The sequence below is a fragment of the Pedobacter sp. KLB.chiD genome (genome assembly GCF_047040275.1).
In the GTDB taxonomy this organism is placed as follows: Bacteria; Bacteroidota; Bacteroidia; order Sphingobacteriales; family Sphingobacteriaceae; genus Pedobacter.
Genome location: NZ_CP178207.1, coordinates 1,885,580 through 1,908,465, shown reverse-complemented (window position 1 = coordinate 1,908,465; position 22,886 = coordinate 1,885,580). Strand labels below are relative to the sequence as shown.

Annotated in this window: 20 protein-coding genes; 3 read left to right on the top strand and 17 right to left on the bottom strand. The window is 39.5% G+C overall.

The window, feature by feature from the left end; all coding sequences use genetic code 11:
* Positions 1-7 precede the first annotated feature (7 nt).
* The 16 genes from ACK1I8_RS07600 to ACK1I8_RS07525 all read right to left on the bottom strand — a co-directional run bounded on the left by ACK1I8_RS07600 (position 8) and on the right by ACK1I8_RS07525 (position 18,615).
* Positions 8-3,349, bottom strand: coding sequence for a DUF6443 domain-containing protein (locus ACK1I8_RS07600; RefSeq protein WP_412468730.1), 3,342 nt, complete (start codon positions 3,347-3,349; stop codon positions 8-10).
* 12 nt (positions 3,350-3,361) lie between these two features.
* A complete protein-coding gene (locus ACK1I8_RS07595; RefSeq protein ID WP_412468729.1) occupies positions 3,362-6,967 on the bottom strand; it encodes a hypothetical protein in 3,606 nt (1,201 codons plus the stop codon).
* A 7-nt stretch (positions 6,968-6,974) separates the two neighbouring features.
* Complete coding sequence (locus ACK1I8_RS07590) at positions 6,975-8,528, bottom strand: T9SS type A sorting domain-containing protein (protein ID WP_412468728.1); 1,554 nt, start codon at positions 8,526-8,528, stop codon at positions 6,975-6,977.
* A gap of 434 nt (positions 8,529-8,962) precedes the next feature.
* Complete coding sequence (locus ACK1I8_RS07585; protein ID WP_412469358.1) at positions 8,963-9,352, bottom strand: TraQ conjugal transfer family protein; 390 nt, start codon at positions 9,350-9,352, stop codon at positions 8,963-8,965.
* Between the two features lie 78 nt (positions 9,353-9,430).
* Positions 9,431-9,994: a conjugal transfer protein TraO gene (locus ACK1I8_RS07580; RefSeq protein WP_412468727.1), complete on the bottom strand. Its 564-nt coding sequence runs from the start codon at positions 9,992-9,994 to the stop codon at positions 9,431-9,433.
* A 17-nt stretch (positions 9,995-10,011) separates the two neighbouring features.
* Positions 10,012-10,920 carry a conjugative transposon protein TraN gene (gene traN / locus ACK1I8_RS07575; RefSeq protein WP_412468726.1) on the bottom strand — a complete coding sequence of 303 codons (909 nt, stop codon included), beginning with the start codon at positions 10,918-10,920 and terminating at the stop codon, positions 10,012-10,014.
* 18 nt (positions 10,921-10,938) lie between these two features.
* Positions 10,939-12,207 carry a conjugative transposon protein TraM gene (gene traM / locus ACK1I8_RS07570; RefSeq protein ID WP_412468725.1) on the bottom strand — a complete coding sequence of 423 codons (1,269 nt, stop codon included), beginning with the start codon at positions 12,205-12,207 and terminating at the stop codon, positions 10,939-10,941.
* Positions 12,191-12,481 carry a hypothetical protein gene (locus tag ACK1I8_RS07565; RefSeq protein WP_412468724.1) on the bottom strand — a complete coding sequence of 97 codons (291 nt, stop codon included), beginning with the start codon at positions 12,479-12,481 and terminating at the stop codon, positions 12,191-12,193. Before ACK1I8_RS07565 ends, traM begins: the two co-directional genes overlap by 17 nt.
* 16 nt (positions 12,482-12,497) lie before the next feature.
* Positions 12,498-12,914, bottom strand: coding sequence for a hypothetical protein (locus ACK1I8_RS07560; RefSeq protein WP_412468723.1), 417 nt, complete (start codon positions 12,912-12,914; stop codon positions 12,498-12,500).
* A gap of 10 nt (positions 12,915-12,924) precedes the next feature.
* Positions 12,925-13,548, bottom strand: a complete 624-nt coding sequence (gene traK, locus ACK1I8_RS07555) for a conjugative transposon protein TraK (RefSeq protein ID WP_412468722.1) — start codon at positions 13,546-13,548, stop codon at positions 12,925-12,927.
* A gap of 14 nt (positions 13,549-13,562) precedes the next feature.
* The gene (gene traJ, locus ACK1I8_RS07550) at positions 13,563-14,555 is read right to left on the bottom strand and encodes a conjugative transposon protein TraJ (RefSeq protein WP_412468721.1); all 993 of its coding nucleotides are present in this window, start codon (positions 14,553-14,555) and stop codon (positions 13,563-13,565) included.
* Positions 14,556-14,569: 14 nt separating this feature from the next.
* Positions 14,570-15,202: a DUF4141 domain-containing protein gene (locus tag ACK1I8_RS07545; RefSeq protein ID WP_412468720.1), complete on the bottom strand. Its 633-nt coding sequence runs from the start codon at positions 15,200-15,202 to the stop codon at positions 14,570-14,572.
* 36 nt (positions 15,203-15,238) lie between these two features.
* Positions 15,239-15,451: a hypothetical protein gene (locus ACK1I8_RS07540; protein WP_412468719.1), complete on the bottom strand. Its 213-nt coding sequence runs from the start codon at positions 15,449-15,451 to the stop codon at positions 15,239-15,241.
* Between the two features lie 22 nt (positions 15,452-15,473).
* Positions 15,474-17,969 (bottom strand): TraG family conjugative transposon ATPase, encoded by a 2,496-nt coding sequence (locus ACK1I8_RS07535; RefSeq protein WP_412468718.1) that lies wholly within the window; start codon positions 17,967-17,969, stop codon positions 15,474-15,476.
* The gene (locus tag ACK1I8_RS07530; protein WP_412468717.1) at positions 17,966-18,298 is read right to left on the bottom strand and encodes a DUF4133 domain-containing protein; all 333 of its coding nucleotides are present in this window, start codon (positions 18,296-18,298) and stop codon (positions 17,966-17,968) included. The genes ACK1I8_RS07535 and ACK1I8_RS07530 overlap by 4 nt, the downstream gene beginning before the upstream one ends.
* Before the next feature lie 11 nt (positions 18,299-18,309).
* Positions 18,310-18,615: a DUF4134 domain-containing protein gene (locus ACK1I8_RS07525; protein WP_412468716.1), complete on the bottom strand. Its 306-nt coding sequence runs from the start codon at positions 18,613-18,615 to the stop codon at positions 18,310-18,312.
* A 274-nt stretch (positions 18,616-18,889) separates the two neighbouring features.
* Between ACK1I8_RS07525 and ACK1I8_RS07520 the strand changes: the two genes are divergently transcribed.
* Complete coding sequence (locus tag ACK1I8_RS07520; protein ID WP_412468715.1) at positions 18,890-20,122, top strand: Shedu immune nuclease family protein; 1,233 nt, start codon at positions 18,890-18,892, stop codon at positions 20,120-20,122.
* 72 nt (positions 20,123-20,194) lie between these two features.
* A complete protein-coding gene (locus tag ACK1I8_RS07515; protein ID WP_412468714.1) occupies positions 20,195-21,250 on the top strand; it encodes a hypothetical protein in 1,056 nt (351 codons plus the stop codon).
* Positions 21,251-21,287: 37 nt separating this feature from the next.
* Here ACK1I8_RS07515 and ACK1I8_RS07510 read toward each other — a convergent pair whose 3' ends face one another.
* Complete coding sequence (locus tag ACK1I8_RS07510; RefSeq protein WP_412468713.1) at positions 21,288-21,914, bottom strand: TlpA family protein disulfide reductase; 627 nt, start codon at positions 21,912-21,914, stop codon at positions 21,288-21,290.
* A 575-nt stretch (positions 21,915-22,489) separates the two neighbouring features.
* Between ACK1I8_RS07510 and ACK1I8_RS07505 the strand changes: the two genes are divergently transcribed.
* Complete coding sequence (locus tag ACK1I8_RS07505) at positions 22,490-22,864, top strand: helix-turn-helix domain-containing protein (protein ID WP_412468712.1); 375 nt, start codon at positions 22,490-22,492, stop codon at positions 22,862-22,864.
* Positions 22,865-22,886 lie beyond the last annotated feature (22 nt).

Here is a 22,886-nt window from a genome sequence, read left to right as displayed (position 1 = left end):
ATTATTTTTAGTTTCCTCCTACAGGATGAGTTTCGTTAGGAATGTTTAATCTTTTATATTCCGCTTCACGTTTTTTATTTCTGGCACTGTTAGGCTTTCTTTCTGCCTCATAGATTTGCTCTGTCTCTTTGGTTTCGCGGTTAACTACTTGAACATCTGGACGTCTATTTGAACCCTCTTTTTTAATCTTTTTTTCAGTGACAACATCCTTATCGGGATGTTCTGCTCTAGCCTTTTCTTCAAGTTCTTTTACTTTGGCTTGATGATCTGGCTTTCCCTTTGCGCCATTTGGATTTCTAACTTTCTTACTGTCACTATTTCCGTTTTCTTTTTTGCTCTCACCTTCACTGTTTAACACTCTTTCAGTTAGCGCTACACCAGCAACAATACTTCCTTTAATGATGTTGTAATTATTGCCCGCAATTCTTACTAAACCATTATAGTTGCTGATCGCATTACTTTTGGCGGTTTCATAAATTCCTGCCTGGCTTCGGCTTCCGGCCGCTGCTGATGTGTATGTTATAACACCAAATGGCGTATACAAAACATATCGCTTTTCAAGACCTTCCAGTTCCCTGTGGGCAACTACTGCATTTTCAGAGAAGTTATAATGGGATTGGTACGCATACTGCTCACTTAGCGGGTCTATATTAAAAAACCTACCCAGCTCGGGGATGCTGTTTCGCCATTTAAAAGAACTCCATCCGGTTTCAAACTGTTTCTCCTGTCCCTGGAAGCCATAGCGATAATAATACTGCTGTGTCCAAACTCCACTTGCCGGATATTCCAACCCAAAAGGATAGTAATCAGTTACACGGTCAACGGCTGTCGCGTTAAAACCATCCCTGTAATACGCCAGCCTTACGTTTCCTACCTGATCCTGGTAGTTATAGACATAACGGTTCCATACTGCATCAAAGTACCCTTCACTTGTCGGTACAAACTGAAGCTGTTCATCTACGTACTGAAAGCCATCCAGGTAATCCGTACCCTCCGTACGCACCCCTCCCGATCTCGGTTCGTAGTAGGTATAAGCCTTTTTAACTTTTACGCCATCCGCGCGGTATAGGAAATCCAGGCTGTTGGTAATATTAGGAACGCTTTGCTGGAAAACTACCTTCTTTGGTAAATTTAGGAAATTATAGCTTATGTTTTCGATGCCTTTATCCAGATGGCTCGTCATATTGCCGTTGACGTCATAGGCGATGGTATTTCCACCTACGGCATAACCTGAACCATTACCTGTATTATCAATAACCTTCATTAAACGGTTACCCTGGTAGACCTGGTAATCCAGGTCGTCAATCATCACCGGAGTTGTGCCGTACTTCTGATACCGTTTAAGCGTCTTGATATTTCCACCTGTATCGTATGTTAACAATTCGGAAAAAGCATCGTTTATAGGAGCGGTTGCTAATGGTTCCAGATAGCTGGCGCTTTTCATCCTGTCCAGCCTGTCATATTGGTAGGCATATCTCTTCAGTATATTATCGTTGGTAGTCCTCCAGTCAAATTCAGAGATATTTCCGTTATATCTTGCCGCTGCAAAGTTGCTGCTTGATGGATTTTCAAACTTCAGTTCAAAACCGAAAAGTTTCCCGTTCCCAGCCGCTGTGTTTGGATTATTCATTGAAGACAGCCATCCCCGGATATTGTAGGTATAGTCTACTGACTGAAGCGGGGTCCCGGACTGGTTGCTTGTCTTCTTGTTGACCAGCTGCCCAAGATCATTATAAGTATTGTCGGCGATGAGTTCTTCAGGGTTGTTTCCGAACTGGTGATATTGCTGCACCAATCTTTCCTGATCGTCATAGATAAAGCGTTCCTTCACCAGCACTTCAGGAGAAGTGGCCGATCTTTGATGATAGGTAAATTTTACTAAAGGCTGTCCGGAGAAATTGAGCCTATACTCGTAATTGGTATGACCGCCAAGGTGGTTATTGGCTATCGTCCGGATAATTCTTCCCCGGGTATCGTAGAAGTGATACGTTCTGGTCCAGTTGTCATCTTCTATATTTTTGACGAATGATGCTGTCAAAAGGCTTTTGGTAGATGGATCTTCACTGCTAGTTAATGATTGTTGAAGGGTATACTCTCCAAGAACCTGTGCAGGGATAGTATTGATTTCCCTCGGGTAGGTGTCATAATAATTAACCGTAAGTAAGGTCATGCTCCCGGTAGGAAAAGCCTGCTTATCATAAAACACCTGCTGGCCCTGGAGCGTAAACGAACTGCTGCTTCTCTTTTCATTATTGTATGGATTGGCGGCCATACTGTTCAAGGCATTCTGCATTGCCTGTCTACTAGCCGTATTGGAGAAGAATCCTGTATACACCACTCTCCCGAATTGATCATACTTCGTGAAGATCCAACCTTTAGAGCCAAAGTTATTGGCAGTCCCTCTTAGTACACCGTCCTGTGTAAGAACCACCCTGTCCTGTTTGTCATAAACGGTATATTCCCAGTCTTTACCCGGTATATGCTTTTCCACCTCCCTGTCTTTGCCATCATAACGGTACTGGTAGCACAGCTCATCTAAAACGGAAGATGCGATGCTGTTTCCATTCTGAGAGATCTGTTCTACTGCTTTTGGGGGAATAATGAACGCAAGCTGGTCATATTCATTGTACACATAGTACGTATCGATATTCTGGCTGCCATCGTTCCTGCGGATTAAAAGCGTCTGGTCGTTTCCGTTCCTGAAGGTCACCACAGGATTGCCGTCTTCATCCGTTTCCGTATTTTTATAAAGTACCGCCGCAGGATAATAGCCACTATTGTCAGAAGAAATGGACAGCGCAGATACGGTATTGGAAACACCATTTACGGTATTAACAGACGTAGATGTAACAAATTTCCTTACTTCATTGGCTGCGTTGGCTTCATACTGGTATTTCCTGGTATGGCCGGACTGAAGCTTCCACGGTTCACCGGGAGCAGCAACCTGCTTAACCCGGTCCAGCGGTGAGTTTTCAATCTCCTTTTCCGCAAACGCATTGGAAACACCGTAGTAAGTATTAGCAGCATTTTCGCTAGTAATACTGCTGTGTATGTTTGAATTTTGGGTCGTTACCGGAACAGGAAGAATATCTTTGACCTGCCTTCCGAATCCATCGTAGGTAATAGGAGTCACCAGATCTTTTCCGGTTGGGGTAGTTTTGACACTAACGACCTGCTTTGGCCTGCCCAGGCCATCAAAGTATGTGATCGTCTCGGATATCTTCGAACAATCTGCGTTCAGACAGGTTTTCGACTGCACATAGTTCTCGGCAGAAGTCTGCGCAAAGGCAGCACCCGCCCAAAAAAAGCTGAATACAGATAAAACTGTTGTGATAATATGTTTTCTCATCGTATGCTTCCGTTATTGTTTATAGTTGTAATTGTAGTTTTTAATAGTGCGCAGCACATAGTTTCCGGTTGTATCTTTTTCCCGGACTTTTACCTCTTTCAGCCTGCCAAAATCATCGTACTGATAGACTTCCCTGATGCCGGATGGCGGAGTAACAGATGTTACCCCGATCAAAGGGTCGTGGGTATAGGTAGTAACCAGTTTTCCTTTCAGTGTATCATCTTTTCTAAAATTACTCAAAGCATCAAGTAAAAGATTTTCTTTGGTTGGGTCTGATGCATCATCATTGGAAGCGGAAATTATGGTAGCCGGTGATACCGCTGCAACCAGGTCATCATATTTCATTCCCTCTACCTTTGCAATGACTTCGGTATCATTGTATCCGTAAATAAAGCTTACCGGTGTGCCATCATCTGTCGTGTATTGAAGAAGGTTGCCCTTCGTATCATATTTATCATAGGTCATGTCTATGTAAGAAGCATTTCCGAGCTTATCATACAATTTCTCAGATAATGGAACGACTAAATTTCCTGATTGTGGTGTTGGTATGGATGTAGGATAAAATGTTTCATAGTGCGATAAGGTCTGTGTATTGTTACCTGATGTCTGCGAAATCAATTTCTCTAACGGTATTTCAACCATATTCCTATCTATCATTAGCTGGTTTCCTTTCTCGTGGGCATAGCTATAATTTGTGCTTTGCTGAATATTGTTTGGAAAAAGAGTTGACTGTTTGGTCAGAAGATATTTATTACTGTAGGAGTTATTGATCTTCGTCTCCGTATATGAATTTGAACCTGAAGGGAAATATTCTCTGATTAAGGTAGCCTCCAATAATGATCTATACAAATTAATCGAATAATTATGGATAATTCCGCCAAATAGTGGATAGGAAAGGTTTCCGAACTCATTGGAAACAGTTCCGTTAAATTCAGTTACATAATTAGTAATCGGATCTAAAATATAAGATGGAATAGAATAGGTATTTAAATTATCCGGATAATTGTATTTGTAAGAATAAGTAGTCTCTTTTACCTTATTATTATCGTTGTCATAAATGACCTGTTTTAAAATGTCTCCATCTCCAATAAGTAGGGCATTTCCTCTAGCTGCCATGTTAATACAACTTTGGGTATAATTATTAAGGAAAAAACTTTCCGTTTTTCCTCTTCCTGTCTGTTGCTCTGTGACTTTGGAATAGCCTACATGGGTTCCTTGTGGAAGAGTTGAGGCTCCCTGAGATTGTGTAGCCTCATACACTGATACTTTGAATGGTGTTGAATTTGAGTTTGTTGGGGTAAGGGTACAGTTTGGATTCGATTTATATCGAAACTGGGTAGAGGCGCCTCCGTAAACATTTTCCTCGAAGCATCTATTCTCAATCTCATAGAATTTTGGGAAATCCGCTAAATTCCCATTGGATGTTATTTTAGTGCCATTATCCGTTATTTCGTCATAGATATAATTTTTAATAATTGGCGGTGTACCATCTTTCTCTATTGCCTTTATGCTTTTGATCCTTATACCCCCACCAGAACTGTAATTATGTTCTACACCGTTAATAATGCTTTTCTCCTCATTGTATTTTGCGCTACAGGAATTCAATACTGCATTGCTTCCGCTAGAGTTTATCTTGCCGAAATCAAAATCACCGTTATTGGACGTACCCATCTCATAAGAGCCTGCTTGCAAAATGATGGTCTCAGCAATTAGATTATTTTGTAATGATCCAACGTTTGGGTTGAATATTTTTTTTATAGTCTGACCTGTGGATTTATCCTTGATATAAATCCAATAGGAATTTTTAACATTATCTGAGGCTGTGGATAAATAATAGAATCCAAAATGACCATACAGTCTGATATTCACATTATTTCCTGAGACACTAAAATTAGTAGGATTATTATTGAAATATATGGTTCCATTAATATTATTGATTGAAGAGTTTGTAGCTACCTGACGGTTGGTGTTATCATTTACTAGCGACTGCAATGGAAAATTGGAAAAGGTATTGGGCTCAAACTCATATTCTACTTTCCCACCTGTAGGATAAGTAATGGTGGTGAGCATACCTGCCAGAGAATACATGGATGCCCTTCGATCTGAAAGAAAGTGTTTACCATCAGGTGAATAGTCCTTATAAATCCTGAAGTGCCCGTCACCGTATTGCGCGCTTACTCCTGTTGCTTCATACCAATAATTATTTAAATCTTTACTAAAAGAAGTAACATTAAAAACATTTTGGCCTTTGACATATTTATCCGGACTTGGAATAAATGTATCACTATTGGGTTGGCCGTTATAATATCCCCAGAAGTCAGCTGAAAAACTCAGTTTATTCGGAAGATTATAATTGGTATTATATCCGAAAGAATAATTTTCATTAGTCAGCGGATTTTTAATTCCCGTTAACTTGAGCCTATGGGTAAATATTTTATTGTTGGGTGCGCCTAACCAAGTGGCGACTGAGCTGGTTTCTAAATTATCAGTCGCAATAAAATAATCGTAGTTGAAATCGTATTCTTTGATTAATTGCTGATTGCTAAAAACCTTGATTGATGTCAATTTTTTGGAGTTGTATATATCTTCTCTGTCAGACCAGGTGAAGACTACTGAACCGTTACTGAAATTTATTCTGTCAAGATAGCTTTCTTCTACAGATTGTTTACTATAATCCGTCAGTCCGTTTTGAACTTCAAAATGCTTATTGGTATTGACAGGATATGTAAAATCTGTTCTGGTATTTTTTGATCCTGCTAACCTATAATTATTGACATTACTAGAATATACAAAACTTATTGAATTTCCTTTCGGGTCTTCCATCATAGTTAATCGCTTTGAAAGTCCAGAAATTGAATTCCAGCCCGGCATTGGTATTGTAATCTCTGTTTTTTCAAAGTAATATTTTATGCCATTTTCATCAGTAACCTGAAAATTATACGATCCATCGGAACTTGGAGAACCAATTAACTTAAAATCAATATTAGCCTGCTCAGATATGGCAAATTTCACCGAATTAGACTGGGAGGACTTCGGCATATCTAGATATGCTTTATAAGATTTATTTGGCAGATTAATCATAAATAAATCTGGCTGGAAATCCCAACCTCTATATAAAGCACTATTGTCTCGAATCGCTATAAAATTATCTGAATAAAAGGCATTAGTCTGTGTACTAGTATTCCAAGGTAACGTAGGACAATTCGATACGCTTCCAACCAGGCTACCTAGGCTTTTGGAATAAACATTATAATACCCGTCTGTACTAAAATCATTTGATCCTCCCATAACCTGGGATATTCTACCATCTGCGTTTAAGGACCATCCAAGACCAATAGATGAAGCTTCATCACTTACTTTTATTCCTCCTGCATGATATGATATAGAAATAGGAATTTCGATATCTCCTTCCTTGATGGTATATAAAGGAATATTTATATTTGGAATACCTGTATATAAGGATATGGGAGTTTCATTATATTTGAATAAGGCTGCAACATCAGCTGATTTAGGAGCAATGCTATTGACATTATTCTGTACATATCCACCCGGATTGATTTGACTGTGGGCTGATATCGTAATCAACGTCAATAATGCTGTTGAAATAGTTTTTTTCATCTGAGTTTTATTTCTTTATTAGTTTAGCACTTGCCGTTTTATTGTCATTAGTTTTAACACTCACCAGATAAGCGCCCTGCACCAAGGCCTGGGTGTTGATCTTCGTCACCTTGTTTTTAGTCCTGATGCTCTGAAGCTGCCTTCCGCCCATATCATATACGCTGATCTCAGCATCAAACACGCCAGCTCTCTGGTCCTCAAGCCCTATTTCTACGTACGCGTAATCTGAGACCGGGTTCGGGTAGATCTTAATATCCGCCTTCTCAATCAGCTCATCAATCTGGCTGTCGCCAAGCTTCACGATCTTCCAGTTTTCCTTTCCTAATTCCTCTGCACTGGTTCCTGCCAGGATAATGGAGCCGTCACGGTTCAGCTTAATATCTGATAACCTTTCCTCTTTCTTGCTGGATTCTCCCTTCACATGCTTGCGCCACTGTTCATTGCCATGCTGGTCCACATACAGCATCCAGAATTTTTCATCATTGGATTCTATCCTTCCTTCTGCCTGAGTGTAACCGCCCAGTAAAATACCTTTTGTGGTTTTATCATCGGAAGAATGAAGCACGCTCATGCCCATCAGTACATCGCGGTTCTTAAAGTTGTAGGATTTTTGCCACTCCTGATCTCCTATCGAGTTTAACGCGATCAGCCAGATATCAGTCCCTTCCTGTGTACCAACCACCTTATTTCCCGATCTTTCAGATCTGGATTCACCACCGATGAGATAGCCGGTAGAAGTCAGGGCTAAGGTCCTTATATGATCGTCTGCTTTACCTCCAAAATTCTTTTCCCATTCGACCTTGTTATCTTTTGACAGCTTGACTACCCAGTAGTCGCCTTCGCCGTAGTTTTCAGTTTTCTTTGATCCATTAAGTGAGCTTCTTGAATACATCCCTACCAAAACACCACCGTCTATAGTAGGAATCATTTTTTCCACTTCGTCCAATCCCTTGCCTCCTAAGATCAATTGAGAAAGTTCCTTCCCATCTTTGTCTAAACGGACTATTAATGCATCTTTGGAGCCGTAACCTTTCTCTGAGTTCTGGACATTCCCTGCAACAAAAAAGTTTAAATCGGTGCTTTGTACCACTGCTTTAGCTTCCTCGTCCGAGGCAGTACCGATGGTTTTCTGCCATATCTCTTGTCCATCGCTTCCAAGCCTTATGAGCCAAAAATCACTGCCACCTTTAGAATCATCCTTTTTATCCAGGCCTTTGCCCGAAAAACTCGTTCCTGCAAGAAGATATCCTCCCTCTTGTGTATTTACTGTAGCAGAAAGAAAATCGTGGTTCTGCCCTGAAAAATATTTTTCCCAGACCTGTTCTCCAGCTTGATTTAACTGAACCAAGTGATAATCGAAACCATTGTTTTGATTGGTTCCAGCAATACGTTTTTCTGATTGGATTGAACTGCCGGTAATTAAGTACTGCTGATCAATGGTGGTAGTTACCTGTGATAGGAAATCCTGAGTAGAAGATTTAATGTCCTTCTGCCAGAGCAGCTTTTGCCCTGGCAAACCAATAGCGCATAGGCTTACAGCAGCGATGTAGATTTTTTTCATAAGAATTAGTTTATTGTTTTAAGCTGATATGGGGGCTTCAGCAATTTTTAAATACCGGAGAATAGGCTCCGTAATGCGCGACAAGGTTGCCGTAAGATCTAATTAAGCAATTCTAGATACAATTTTTTTGACTTAGAACTCGAATTGTGAGAATGAGGGAAAGATTTTGATTTTCATGGGAACTGTTTATGTTTTTGCATTGCAAATGTATTCCTTCTAAAAATGTAAAGCAATCCGTGAATTTACGGTTTTTGCCTCCGGGATTTTACGGATGTGATTATCTATCACTTATTTCCTCTCTTGCATCGGAATAGCTTTCCAAGATACAACTTGGATAGAGAACGCAATTTATGGTTGTAGCCCTATAAGTGTAAAAATGAAAAAGGGGCGACCAACTGGCGCCCCTAATGAACAAGGATGTCTAAACTACAACACTAAGATTTTACTGTGAATTGGAAACTGAGTTTCTTTTCATTACCATTACTGTCGTATATCCATACATCTAACGACTGTGCCACAGTGGAGGTAGATACATAATACAAATAAAAAGAACCGTTATTAGTTTGGAGGAGGTACGAGTCGTTTGCATTAAGTACTACTCCGTTCTCCATGATTAATTTACCTTCTCCATCGGACTGAAAATATCTAATAAAATATTTGGTGTTCTTCACTATTTGTTCAGCCTTAATCCGACAACGTATCTGAAGCTTTTCGCCGTTAGCAATTGCTTTGGGTACCGGCATCACTTCTACGTCAAAAGGATAACTGGTCTGAATCTCAATTTCGTTATTACATGCGTGGGTAAAAAACATTAGCAATAACATTACAGAGGATAGCGCGATAACAAATAACCTCGTTTTATAAGAATGATTTTCTTCTTTGTACATAACTTAAAATTTAGATTATAAAATGAAACGGATTCCCAAACCTGCTGTCGGATTTAAGCGGTTGACAGAACTGCCAAACAGAATATCCGTATTGCCCCGAAACAGTAGTTGGCAGTAATCAGTTATAAATACCTCCAGAGATAGTGTGAGCGAAGCCCCATAAACGAAACCACTGCGATTGATAATCCCGGCGCCAGAATTAAGGGTATAGTTGGATCGGTTGATGTCTGAATAGCCCGCTGTTCCGGCAATGCCGAGGTTTAATCCAATATTTCTGGCTGGATCTGTTAGAAGCGGAAAACTATAGCCTACTTTTCCCAGGTAAGTTTCTACCGGAATATTAAAGTTTTCCCCTTCGTAGCTCTTACGATTGTACTCTACCTGGTAGAATAGGTAAGCGCCATTCCTCTTATTGATGCTCAGCAGGAGATAAGTAAAGAAATTATTTTTATCCGGTTGGCGGTCGGCCAAAAGTCCCGCTCCGGTTTCAATGCCTCTCTGGCCTTTTATCAGGCGTTGCGCCCTAACCAGGTTTTGACCACTTAAAAGTATCATGATGATAATCACATATATTTTCATAGGAATCGGTTATAGAGTTAGAAAATAAGTTTTAAACCACTTAGCGGTTTCGCCCGGATCAAATCCTCATTCTGTATTTCGATATGCTGATGTCGCCCGCCGTTTGCCTCGAACACATCAATCACGAGCATCTTATCATCCGCAAGGGTAAACTGATTGAGCAAGAACACGTTTCTTTCGACACCATTAGCCGGAACAGGATCAAGTGGCAGAAACATCCTGAGAGGCACCAAATCTTTTTCCTGAACAGCAGTCCGTTTTGCGGTTTTGCGATCGACGATCTTAAAGCTTATGTAATCTATCGGATAGGATACGTTGGAGGTATTTCGCAGTTCGAGGTGAAAGTAGAATTTGCCTTCACCGATGTAAATGCTTTTTAACTGAAAAGTAATGCCGTAATTTTCTGACGCTATATGCCTAATTACTCGTTTGTTGTGTTGATAGATGGTCTTCAGCCCTGCTTCAACCAATGGTGCCTGATCGCCGGATAAATCTTCGAGCATTACATTGTCTGAATTACTCTTGATACCAGCTCTTTGCATCTTTAAAACGTCATAGCTCAAGGATTCGGGATAATCACTGTAGAACACATCAAATGTGTAAAACTTTCCGTCTTCAGTAACTACTGAAAAGTTAGTCTCTGGCTGGAAGTTTTTTGATGCTGCTTTAATTCTAAGAACATTCTCTGCCTCATCTGCCTTTCCAGCGATCAGATGCTCGCTTCCGAGATCTACATATTTTATTTTCGATGGGAAGATAATATGGGTCGTTTTATCGTAGGTAACCGTTAACCAGTATGGGTCTATTTTACCAAGATTTAATCTGGAACCTGATGCCGAATCGGAAACGACCTCTCTTTCTGTCTGCGCAAATAGCTGATTCAGCGATAGGATCATCATGACCATGATTAATTTAATTTGCTTCATAAGTATATTGTTTATGTGTTATTTTTTTGAAACGAGATAAAGCTCAAGTCCGGCTTTTAGTGTGACCTGCGGCATTCTGACTTTTTTAGAAAAATATCCGGATACTCCCTGGATTAGGCTCCGGCTTAAATCAGAAGTCAGCTGTTGATTTGTGTTTGAACTGAGGGCAATTGAAGTTCCCCCGGTGTTACCCATATTAGCGACAACCTCTGTAAGTGCATTACGTTCGGCAGAATAGGGTAACTGAATACCTGGTTGACCTTCCATATCGTACGCGGTTAATTCTACAGGAATAATATTTCCCCTGACCTCGACCGAAGTAACCAAAAGTTGCAGCCTTGTATTTTGAAATTTTGCAGCTCCAACCAGTATACTCCCCTTCGGGATGAGGATATGTTTTAACCTGGCAGCTTGCAAAATCCGTATGCGCACAGGACTATCATTGCTTATCTTTTGGCTCGATGCAATGCATGCTTTAATACTGTTCGCCAACTTATCATTACTAACCTGCTGACCCACCGTTATAAATCCATTATTTAGAGATTGAATAAAGGCGCTATCTGACTGCTCCCGATACAAGGCAGATACAACCTGCTGTTTTGCACGGTACAGCGGTTGACGGTTTTTTTTCGTTGATAGGTCATTTGTGTCCTGTAATGGTTTGCTTTCAGAATTTCCGGCCTTGCCATTAGGAGGGAGGTATTTTGCTGCTAACTGATAAGATTTTTCCATCAGTGCAATCTGGCTGGCCACTGGGTCAGCAGTTTTCGTTTCCTTTTGGGCCAACTGGGAACGTAAAGTATTCAGCTCCTCCCGCAACTGGCTGCTTTCGTAAGGTTCTTTTTCGTAAAAATTACCCAGTGTATGCTGTACATTTTTATAGCTACTTATTGCCTGTTGCTGTCCGTTAGCTTCCGGCACTGAACTTTCTATCTGAGCAGAACTGGGATTCTGATTATTCCAATAATCCGATAATGCTGTTAGTGAATTCCGTTCTTCCTGCTGTTTTTTCTCAATAAGTTCTTTTTCGTAGGCTTTACCTTTATCTTCCTGCATAACATCCACAGATGCCATCGGAACAACTTCGTTCAGACCTTGATCACCCCCACCTTTAGGCTTTTCGGCAGGAGAGAATATCATATACATGCAACCAAGGCATACAATTCCCATGAGGAAAAATATCAGATATTTTTTCATGTTTTGAATCTTACCTTTCTCAGGTCCGTTTTCTTCAGGACTGGGTTCCTTACCCAGTTCTCTAATCCTGATATTACTTTGTTCTTTCATATAACTGATAATTTTTAATGTAATGAATCACCTTTAACCTTGATTTTGAATTTTTTCGTATTCGTAAAGGATTGGTGATATGTTCTAATTTGTCCGGACCTTTTTGCCGGCCTCGCCCTTCTTGCCACGCTAAAAGCATTGCCCCAATGGTGATTAGCAAGTAGATGGTAAAAAGAAGTACAATGTATTTTCTCTGCTTTGTTGGAGTAATTAATTTCCATCGGTTTTCTATGGCACTACCCCACTGTTCAATATTTTCATGAAACTTTTTCATATTGCTATCGATTAATTTACCTCATTCGTGTACCAAACCTGTTTTTAAAGCGCGGCTCATCCACCATCCTAACAGCATTTGACTTCTCCGGTATCATGTCCGTAGAGGCTACGATGACCGCTACCTGCCTTCCTAACCCTCCACCGCAGTAGCCTTTGGAAATTCTCATTTTGGTGAGGCAAAATTTTTCGTTCTGATACTTTACTTCCATATAGCACTGTACATAAGGTTTATCTTCTCCTGACCACTTCAGGTAGCACATTAAAGTAAGGTTTTCAGTGAGCCGATCTTCACCTCTGGTGCAGGCTTCCAGATACCTCCTTAGACTTTTTTCTAAAGAATCCGGATATCCTTGGTTAGTCAAAAAACTATTGTCATAACCTTTTGCGGCCAGGATGGCTGCAAATTCGCTCAAGTCGTGTTCATCTTTCACCTTACCTATTTTAGCGTTCAACCGAGCGTATATCTTTATTTTCCAGTACGCTGAATTTTTCGATGTTAAATCCCTGCGGATTACTGTCGGACCTCACTGAATTTATTAGAATGCAGCTGGTAACCAGACTTCGTTCTGTTAGATTACTTGAACGGATGATGAACTGTCTGGAATAAGTCTTTACAGCGTAGGGATATTGATCGAAATTACATTCGATACTATCAACCTCAATTCTTTGCTGCACATTCCCGGCGATGATTCGGTTATAATATCCTTTTTCCGAAAGGTCTTTATAGTAATGGTATGCCGACTGATCGGCCATCGCGAATGCTCTTTTCATATTGCTTTCAATAGCATTCTTATCGGGTGCAAGCGTGAAGAATAGTTCGTGGAACCTTCTGATATGTTCACGCGCTTCCACCGGCCGATTAATGCTGGCATCCTGTGATAAGGCCATCATCAATGATTTTCCATTATCAAGCACGTAAATTTTCTGCCTTTGCGTTTCCGCAAAACTGTACGATTTCCAAATGGAAAAACATGTAATCAGAATGCAGACTGAAGCAAATATGATTGCATATAATCTAATTTGCGTAAAGCTCGATTCAATATTTCTTAACACTTTAAATTCCATAATCTTTATTATTATTATTTCAAAAGTTGACCTCCAATATTTCCTGCTACTGCCCCCGCACCCGCTCCGGCGACATTCCCCGACCGTTGTGCCATTTGGCTGATATTGCGTGTAAAGTTTCCTGCTCCACCCGCCTGAATGATCCAACCTGTTACAGTGGGGACGGTAAAGTAACCAATGATGCCAATGATCATGAATATGATGTATACCGTCTGTGATCCATCGGGAATGAAATTGGGATCAGCTAATTGTTCAATGTCTTTTTCCAGCAACATAGATTGCAGTTTGGCCAACATGGAGCTGAAGATATCAGCCACAGGAAGCCATAAATAAACACTTATATACCGCGAAAGCCATTGGGTTAAGGTTGATTGGAAACCATCCCAGACGGATATCGCAAAGGCAATGGGTCCGAGGATGGAAAGCACAATCAGAAAGAAAGTGCGGATAGTATCGATTACCAGCGCTGCTGCCTGAAACATAATTTCCAGAAGGTCACGTACAAAATTTTTGAGTTTTTGTTCTAATTGAAAACTTTGTCGTTCCATATACATACCCGCCATCGCAGCCAGATCACCAGGCGACCAACCCAGCTCATCAAGTTTTTTATCAAATTCTTCGTCGCTTACCAGATACGCCTGTTCCGGATTTCTGAGCATCGCTTCGCGCTCCAGCTTATCTTTTTGCTGCTGCAGTTTATTCAGGTCAAGCACCTGGTTTTCGAGCATGGTATGTGTCCCTTTTACTACAGGGCTAAGAACAGCATTGATGGTCCCCAGTACAATAGTAGGAAAGAACATTATACAAAGTCCCAGAGCAAATGGTCTCAGTAGCGGAAAGACATCGATCGGTTCTGCCCTGCTCAATGCCTGCCAGACTTTAAGCGCCACGTAAAACAAGGCTCCGAGTCCGGCCACGCCTTTAGCAATAGTAGCCATTGTAGCAGATAGCGGAAGCATTTCGTCATATAATAAGCGAAGCACTTCATGTAGATTATTAAATTCCATAATGCTAATTTTTTTTACCAATATTTCTGATTAGAGGTACCGTAGAGCTGTAATACGTTCTGTGCATCGCCTTTCTTTTTAGCCCTCAGGTAGCTGACTGAGATATTCTTGTTGGTATAATAGCGGACAAGTTTATGGTACTCGCTCACCTCCTTATACACCTGATCAATAATGTCCATCCGTTCTTTATCATTCATAGACATGGAGGAAGCATTAATGATCTGTTTCAGATCCTTCAGCAGGTTACTGCTTTCGTTTAAAAGTTTGGAGTATCCAAAAGCAATTGAGGTCAGCTCCTTGGAGGAAAAATTTTTATCATTAAGCATTTTACCAAAGTTGGTCACATAGATTTCTGAGATATCTCCAACCATGAGTACCGTCTGCTGAACTTTCCGCGCGTCCTTTACCAGGTTATTGACCGCCTTCAGTTTGTCATAATATTCCTTGCCTTGATTATACACTTTCTGCACTTCCTTGAAATTGTTGATCATGTTGGAGGCGGTAGAAGATGTCTGCACAATCTCTTGGGCACTGTTCACAATACTCTGGGCCAAATTGGTCGGATCGGTAACGACCCATTGTGCTTTTAAAGGTGATGTGGTGGCAAAAAGCACTGCCAATAACATCATTGAAATGATTTTTTTCATTGTATAAAATTTTGATGGTTAATGGTTAATTGATAATTATATTTTTCTTCTCCTTCCTGGAGATTCAGGCTTTTTCGCTTTTTGCAGCGCATTCAGCCTTATAAAGAAGTCCTGTAAACTGACAGGGTTTGAAGCTGCGGCCTGTTTACAATTTTCCGCAAATTCCAGATCAGATTGGCTGGCCTGATCCGGCCAGTACGTAAGAGCCATTTTTTCGCCGATCTGCAGTACAAGTTTTTCCTTTGACATTTTAATTTATATTTTGAAGTATCTAATCCTGTTTGCGTTCTTCAGCTATCCTTTTAATCGCCAATTCTACGTTTCCACCAAGTTCCTGAGCCATTTGCAGGACCTGGAGTTTTTCTGTTTCTTCTGTTGTATAGGCAAAATACTCCTCGGTCGAAACTTCGGTCGCATAGACAGCAGAATGAGTTCCTCCCAGTCCAATCCATACTTCTTTATAAAGTCGTTTTGGGTCATTATTCATGTTAATGGAAAGGACTTGCCCCTTCTCTTTGTCCGTGAGACCAAGCATGGCCTGGATATCGTCGAACTTGTTCATGTACTTGCGCTGATCCAGAAGTATTTTACAATCGGAGTTATTGATAATGCTTTCCTTTACGATTGGCGATTGTATGATATCGTCAACTTCCTGCGTCACGACGATCGCTTCACCAAAGAATTTCCTTACCGTCTTGAAAAGATACTTGATGTATTCAGCCATTCCCTCTTTCGCAATGGCTTTCCAAGCCTCTTCAATTAGGATCAGTTTTCTAATCCCTTTTAGCCTTCGCATCTTGTTGATGAAAACTTCCATGATGATGATCGTGACGATTGGAAAGAGGATCTTATGGTCTTTAATCGCATCTATTTCAAATACAATGAAGCGTTTGGAAAGCAAATCCGTTTGCTTATTGGAGTTAAGCAGATAGTCGTATTCTCCGCCGCGGTAATACGGCTCCAGGACATTGAGAAAATTAGCCAGGTCAAAGTCTTTTTCCCGTACCTGCTTTTCTTCCAGTACTTTCCGGTAAGCACCTTTAACGTAGGCGTAAAATCCGTTGAATGAGGGGTTTTCATTTTCATGTTTGATCCGTTCGATATAGCCACTTACAGCATTTGATAAGGCCACTTCCTCCGATCGTTTTGGCGGTTCGTCATCTCGTTTCCAAAGCGTAAGAATCAATGTCTTGATACTCTCTCTTTTCTCGATATCAAATACGCCATCATCGGTATAAAAGGGATTAAAGGCAATCGGATTTTCCTCTGTATAAGTAAAATAAACGCCATCCTCACCTTTTGTCTTACCTTTAATCAACTCACATAGTCCCTGGTAAGAGTTTCCAGTATCAACCAGAAGTACATGTGCACCCTGTTCATAATACTGCCTCACCATATGGTTGGTAAAAAAGGATTTTCCGCTACCCGACGGACCCAAAATAAATTTATTCCGGTTAGTAATAATTCCCCTCTTCATTGGCATGTCAGAGATATCCAAATGAATCGGTTTTCCTGTAAGTCGATCCGCCATCTTGATCCCAAATGGCGACGGTGAATTCTGATAGTTCGTTTCCTCAGTAAAAAAGCATAGAGCGGGTTCAATGAAGGTATAAAAGCTTTCTTCGTTAGGAAAATCGCCTGCATTTCCTGGAATCGCTGCCCAGTACAGTGTGGCTACATCAATGGTATTATGACGTGGTTTGCACTCCATCAATGCCAGGGCGCTGCCGGTGTCATTCTTCAGCTGCTTCAGTTCTATCGGGTCATCAGACCAGGCCATCACATTGAAGTGCGCACGGATTGATGAAAGCCCAAATGAATGCGCTTCATTTAGATACCGATCAATCCATTCTTTATTAATTTGATTTGCTCGACTGTATCTGGCCAGCGAATGCATATTTCTGGCAGACTTTTCAAACTTCCGTAAATTATCCTCACTGTTGTCAAGGAATAAGTATTGGTTGTAGATGTGGTTGCAGCTCAGTAGCAGGCCAACAGGTGCTGCAAAGGATAAGCGGCAGTCGCTCCGATCTGTTGATAGTTTTTCAAATCTTAAATCAGTCGATACACTTCCGGGCAAGTCATCTGTATCTGATAGTGTATGCAGACATAACCGGTGGTTTCCGATCCTCATTTCCTCTGAGCCAATGGCGATATCCTGAAGTGGAGATCCTGCGTTTCGCGAAAGCGTAAAATATTGATCCAGTAAGCCTTGTTTGTCCTTAGACCCAGAAATATTCTCTTCGCTCAGTCTTTCTAAAGTAATCAGTCCTGAATCGTTAATGATTCTTTCAAATTGTGATACCGCTTCCATAAATTTTTGGATCACTTCTTTGTCCCGGATTTCCTTCGGAACCAGAACTCCTTTGCATAAAGATGAGAAGTTGCTTTGCATCCGCATCCTGTCCTTGGTGGTCTTCGTAATGAACAGGTAGCAATAGTGGTTAAGAAATGGACGCTCATTAAAGTGCATTTGGTAGGACCGGGCCAAAAAGCTCAGATCTTCCTTTTCTAAATCCGGAGCATATTTTTCCTTTAAATACCAATCCTGCTTGTGAAGAATGGTATAATCAGGTAAGGTCTTCACCGCTTTATGCCAGGCGGCGTGCATCGCTTCATACTCTGTAGCTGCAACCGTGAAGAGTTCCGGAAGTTTCACCTCGAAACAGGCTGTGATATCGCCTTCTTTAGAAATGATGCAATGGTTTTCGATGGCAAGCAGTGGGAATCTGCTCTCGAAGGTGGTGGCTTTGGCTGTATTTCTCATGGCATAGCTCTCTTAGAATTTAGTCTAATACTTGCCCTAAGTGCCTTCCGACGAATGATGTAGCGCGGATGCTTTTTTTTAGCTGCAAGCTTCATTAATCCATAAGCTCCGTATTTCCTATTCATCCTGAACGTCTGCCAGACCAGTAGTGAAGCACTCCCGATCCCAAAGACCAGACAGATATAAGAATGTACACCCGCCATGTACATTACCATTACCAGGATTAGGATTCCCAGCAAACCACCTGCAAAAATGAAAAGATATTGCGCCTTCAGTCCCCGAAACTCGACGGTTCTTCCGATACCCTTATTGATATTAAATGTACTCATAAGGCAATTTTTTACAGGAAGAATGATCTTAGAATGGTAGCGGCGACGATCAGAAAAATGCATGCTCCAAACCAGCTCGCTGCCGTCTTGGAAGTATCGGGATCGCCAGAGCTGAATTTGTTATAAACTTTAACTCCGCCGATCAATCCCACCACAGCACCAATTGCATAGATCAGTTTCGTTGCCGGATCAAAGTACGAAGTAACCATCTGTGTAGCCTCCTGTATTCCGGCGGAACCGTTACCCTGCGCAAACACACGAATAGCAGAGAGAATAAAAACCCCGGCCAGTGCAATTTTTTTCCTTTGTTTTTCCATTTTCTTGAAGATTTTGTGTTAAAAAATCCCCGCTTACCGCGGGCTGGAAACAAAGTTGCATCGAGAATAGAAGAGCTTTAAGATATTGGCAGTCCTGGGTCTTGTTTGACCTTTAATGGCTGATAAATTTTTATTTTATAAATTAGCGAATTGATTAATAAACGGACTTCCTCAACCTATAACTCTTAAGTTTAACAACTGTCGCTTTTCTTATATCCAATAAAGTTTGAATTAGATCGCCGAGAGAACATAACTAAACTATTTAAGCTGAACAATGATTGATTTCATAGAAGTAAACAGCCATATTCTATTCAGATACACTGCAGACTATACCGGTTCAGTAGATTGGATCAGCGAAGCTATTAAACGCAAAGGCTTCATTAAATTTAAAAGAACCTATAACTTTCAGCAACAGCATCTTATAAAAAATGAAGAATTAATTGACGAAGAGGAAGAAGATGACGAAAACTATCATGATCCTTTTTTAAAGCCTGTGGTATATTTTAGTTTCGCCCAGCTTGAAGGAGACTATTGGAGGATTACAAGAGGTATTCTAGTTGATCATTTTGATATTTATATTCACAAAGCAATTTCTTTCCAAAACAAATATTTTGTTGCAAACGCAGATGTATCTGTATTTAAAGTAATTTCGAAGATTTCGACAAACGATTTTTACATCGATGGAGAATATCCAACTGCTATACCGCTAGATGAATATAAGAAGATTCTTACTTTGTTTCCTACAGATTATGAACGAAGAAAATATGTTGAGGCAAGAATATCATCTGTGATAAGAAATTATTTAGATGAGGCTAAAGATGCAGAAAAAAGCTACCAAAAATATGTAGATAAGAAATTAACAAATAAAGGTACAAACCTAAAAAAGACTTTCCGGGACGTTGATCTAATAAAATATCAGACCATTTTGCAAAAATTAGATTTAATGCTCAAAGAGCAAGCTGAATACAATGAGAATCAGTGGCAGGATGAAATTTTGCAAATTATACAATTACTTTATCCTAAATATATTTTAGTATTCAAGTCCGTAACTATTCAAGCAAAACTATCTAATGGAATAAAAAATAAACAGCTCGATCTTCTATTAATTGATTCAAACGGCTATGTAGATATTATTGAAATCAAGAAACCATTTGATAACGCAATAATGACTAAGGGGTTGTATCGTGATAATTATATTCCACTTCGAGAATTGTCTGGAACAGTAATGCAGATTGAGAAATACATCTATTTCTTAAATCGCTGGAGTACAGATGGCGAAAAAAATTTAACTGATAAATTTAAGGAACAATTACCTACGGGTTTTAAAATTAAAATAGCAAATCCAAGCGGACTAATTGTCATGGGTAGAGAAAACAGTCTGAATGCTGATCAGAAGAATGATTTCGAAGTGATTAAAAGAAAATATAAAAATGTTGTAGAAATTTTAACTTATGATAATTTGATTGAGAGGCTAAGATTTACAATTGATCAGATCAAAAGAATATAACCAACTACTACATTAACTAAATAAGGGTTTTAAAAAAAATCCATTAAAATTTAAATTAATATCTCATCCAAAATGACAGTTACTGAACTTGAAGATTTACACGACCAATTTCTCGCCAGATGGCCAATGGATAAATTATATGGGCTTACGGTAGAAGAATATGTTGGTCTTGGCAATAAAGATACTTTTTGCCAATGGATTGAAACGAAAACACGGATGCTCGGGAGTAATAAGGGAATGACATCGATAAAATTTGGTATTTATCAACGAGATCCAAATTCTAAAAAACCTAAAAACTATAGATGTGATGATACATATTCTTGGCAGAAAGGTTATGGTGATAATAGCATTGAAGTTTTCGATAATGTAAAAAATGATATTATTCGTATCGCTTTATTAGCAGAGAGGGGAAGATTTCATGAGATAAATGACATAAAATTACCTGATCTGTTTAAATGGAAAATTGCTTTTCTGTATTCTAATGAACGCCTTATACCAATCTTCAGACGTGAAGTTTTACTTAAAATAGCACATCACTTTGGCATGTCGATCCCAAGTGAAAAGCGAATACATGAAATACATGAAGTGATGATTCTAAATAAACCAGCCCACTTGAATATCTATACATATATGCGACATCTGTATGATCAATTCGGAAGAGATCTGAAAAAGCCTTCTAGTGAAGAACGCCTCATAAAGGAAGGCAATAAACGAAAAGAAAGAAAGGCAGCTATAGTTCGTAATACTGCTGACCAATTGAGAATTGGTACTAGATCATATATAGCAGAACAAAGACATAATAAGATACAGCAAGCACTTGAAAAATCGCTGGCAGAAGAATTTGGTAAGGAAAATGTGATTTTGGAAGAAAATTATGTTGATATAAAACTTATCCAACCTGGATATGTAGTCCTTTATGAAGTCAAGTCGGCTCCTTATGCTTCAGCATGTGTTAGGGATGCCTTGGGGCAACTGCTTTTATATTCGCAATCAGGTAATGAAGTAAAACCCAAAAAACATATTGTTGTAGGCCAGTATCCCGCAACTAAGAATGACTTACAATATATAAATTTTATCAAGGAGAATTTACGCTTAGATTTCGATTATCATCATATAGAGTTAACATAGAGTACATCATTGAAATGACCTGCATTTATAGCATCTATCAACTTTTAATCTGTTTCTTCATCTCGGTAATCAGTTCCTGCGCGCTACCTACAGCCTTCAAAATCTTACCATCACGGACAATCAGATGTGTAGGGAAAGAAGGTATTTTTAGTTTTTCGGCATAGCTTTCCATATTGGGAATAACAGGGTAAAGAAACCGATGCTCTTTTAGAAATTCCCTTAATTTTGGTGCATCATTAAAAGCAAGGCTTATAAACTCCACATTCTTACTGTGTTTGTAACTGTCTACCAGATCATTTAACACTGGCATCTCTTTCACACACATCACACAGCTGATATACCAGAATTTCATAACAATAATTCTTCCTTTGGTATCGGAAGGATTGTACGAATGACCATTAATATCAGTAAGCCTTAGTGATGGGATTTTCTGACCCTCCATCTTAAAATAGGTATAGTTTAACTTACCTAAACTTCCGATCAAACGTGGGATCATTGGATCGCCTACTGATTTAATAGGATATAGCTTATATGTAGGATTATCTGATCGCATTCGCACCGGTACATATTTAGCTGTCATCATTTCCTTAAGGAACTTTTCTTTTGTTATGGCTTTATCATTTATATCCATAGCAACAAAACTTTCACTTAATTTTAAGTACATTTCGTTATAATAAAGATAATTTCTAATGTTTTTTAGGATGTAATTAGGTTCGACAATGGGTTTAATATTTGCACTTTGACAGCATACCGACAACAACAAGTAAGCTAACAAGAAAGAAGACCGTATGCAAATAACTCTTTGATTTAAAGTTTTTAAATACTGCATGTAACGATTAAAATTAAATGAGCTGATACATAAATATATCAACTCATTTATGAATAACCAATGATAGTTATTAACAGGCTGTTAAAGTAGCTCCAGAAATGCAAGTTGCATGAGCAGTATGTGTCTCACAGGCACTACAAATGGCACTTCCTGTCCAGCAACACATGTATTTCCCGCTGTATCCGCCTTCACTACCGCCATCATTTATAGGAAGCGGTTTTATACCGGCGTAAATATCTTTCATCTGACTTCTCCTTAATGCGGTCACCGCATTTTTTAAGTGAAATGTTTTCGTAGGATTTGAATTTTGTATTTCAATATTATGAAGATGAATCGATAAATTGATATACAAAAGTTTACCGCTAAGTTTATATTAGTTTATTTCTTAACTTGTAAATAAAATTAATGCTATGACATTGGGTACTAAAATTTTACGTTTACGTGAATCAACAAAAATGACACGGGAACAAGTGGCTATACAAATAGACGTTACAAAAGTTGCATACGGTCGGTGGGAAAGTGATTTGTGCAAACCAAAAATGGACAATTTAGTGCGGCTTTGCCTTTTCTATGATCTAACGTTTGAAGAACTATTGAAAGATGTTACAAACGGTAGTTCTTTAAAAGATGTAGATTACAGCAATAAATTTTTAGATTGTGCCAATAGTGGTTTTACTAAAAATCAGTCAACTGTTGAAGCTTTAATCAAAAATCAGGACGAAATATTACGTCTGCTTTTGTTGCAACAGCGTTTGCTCGCTGGATTGTATTATATCAAAGCGTAATAGTTAATTAAATATTTTTAGG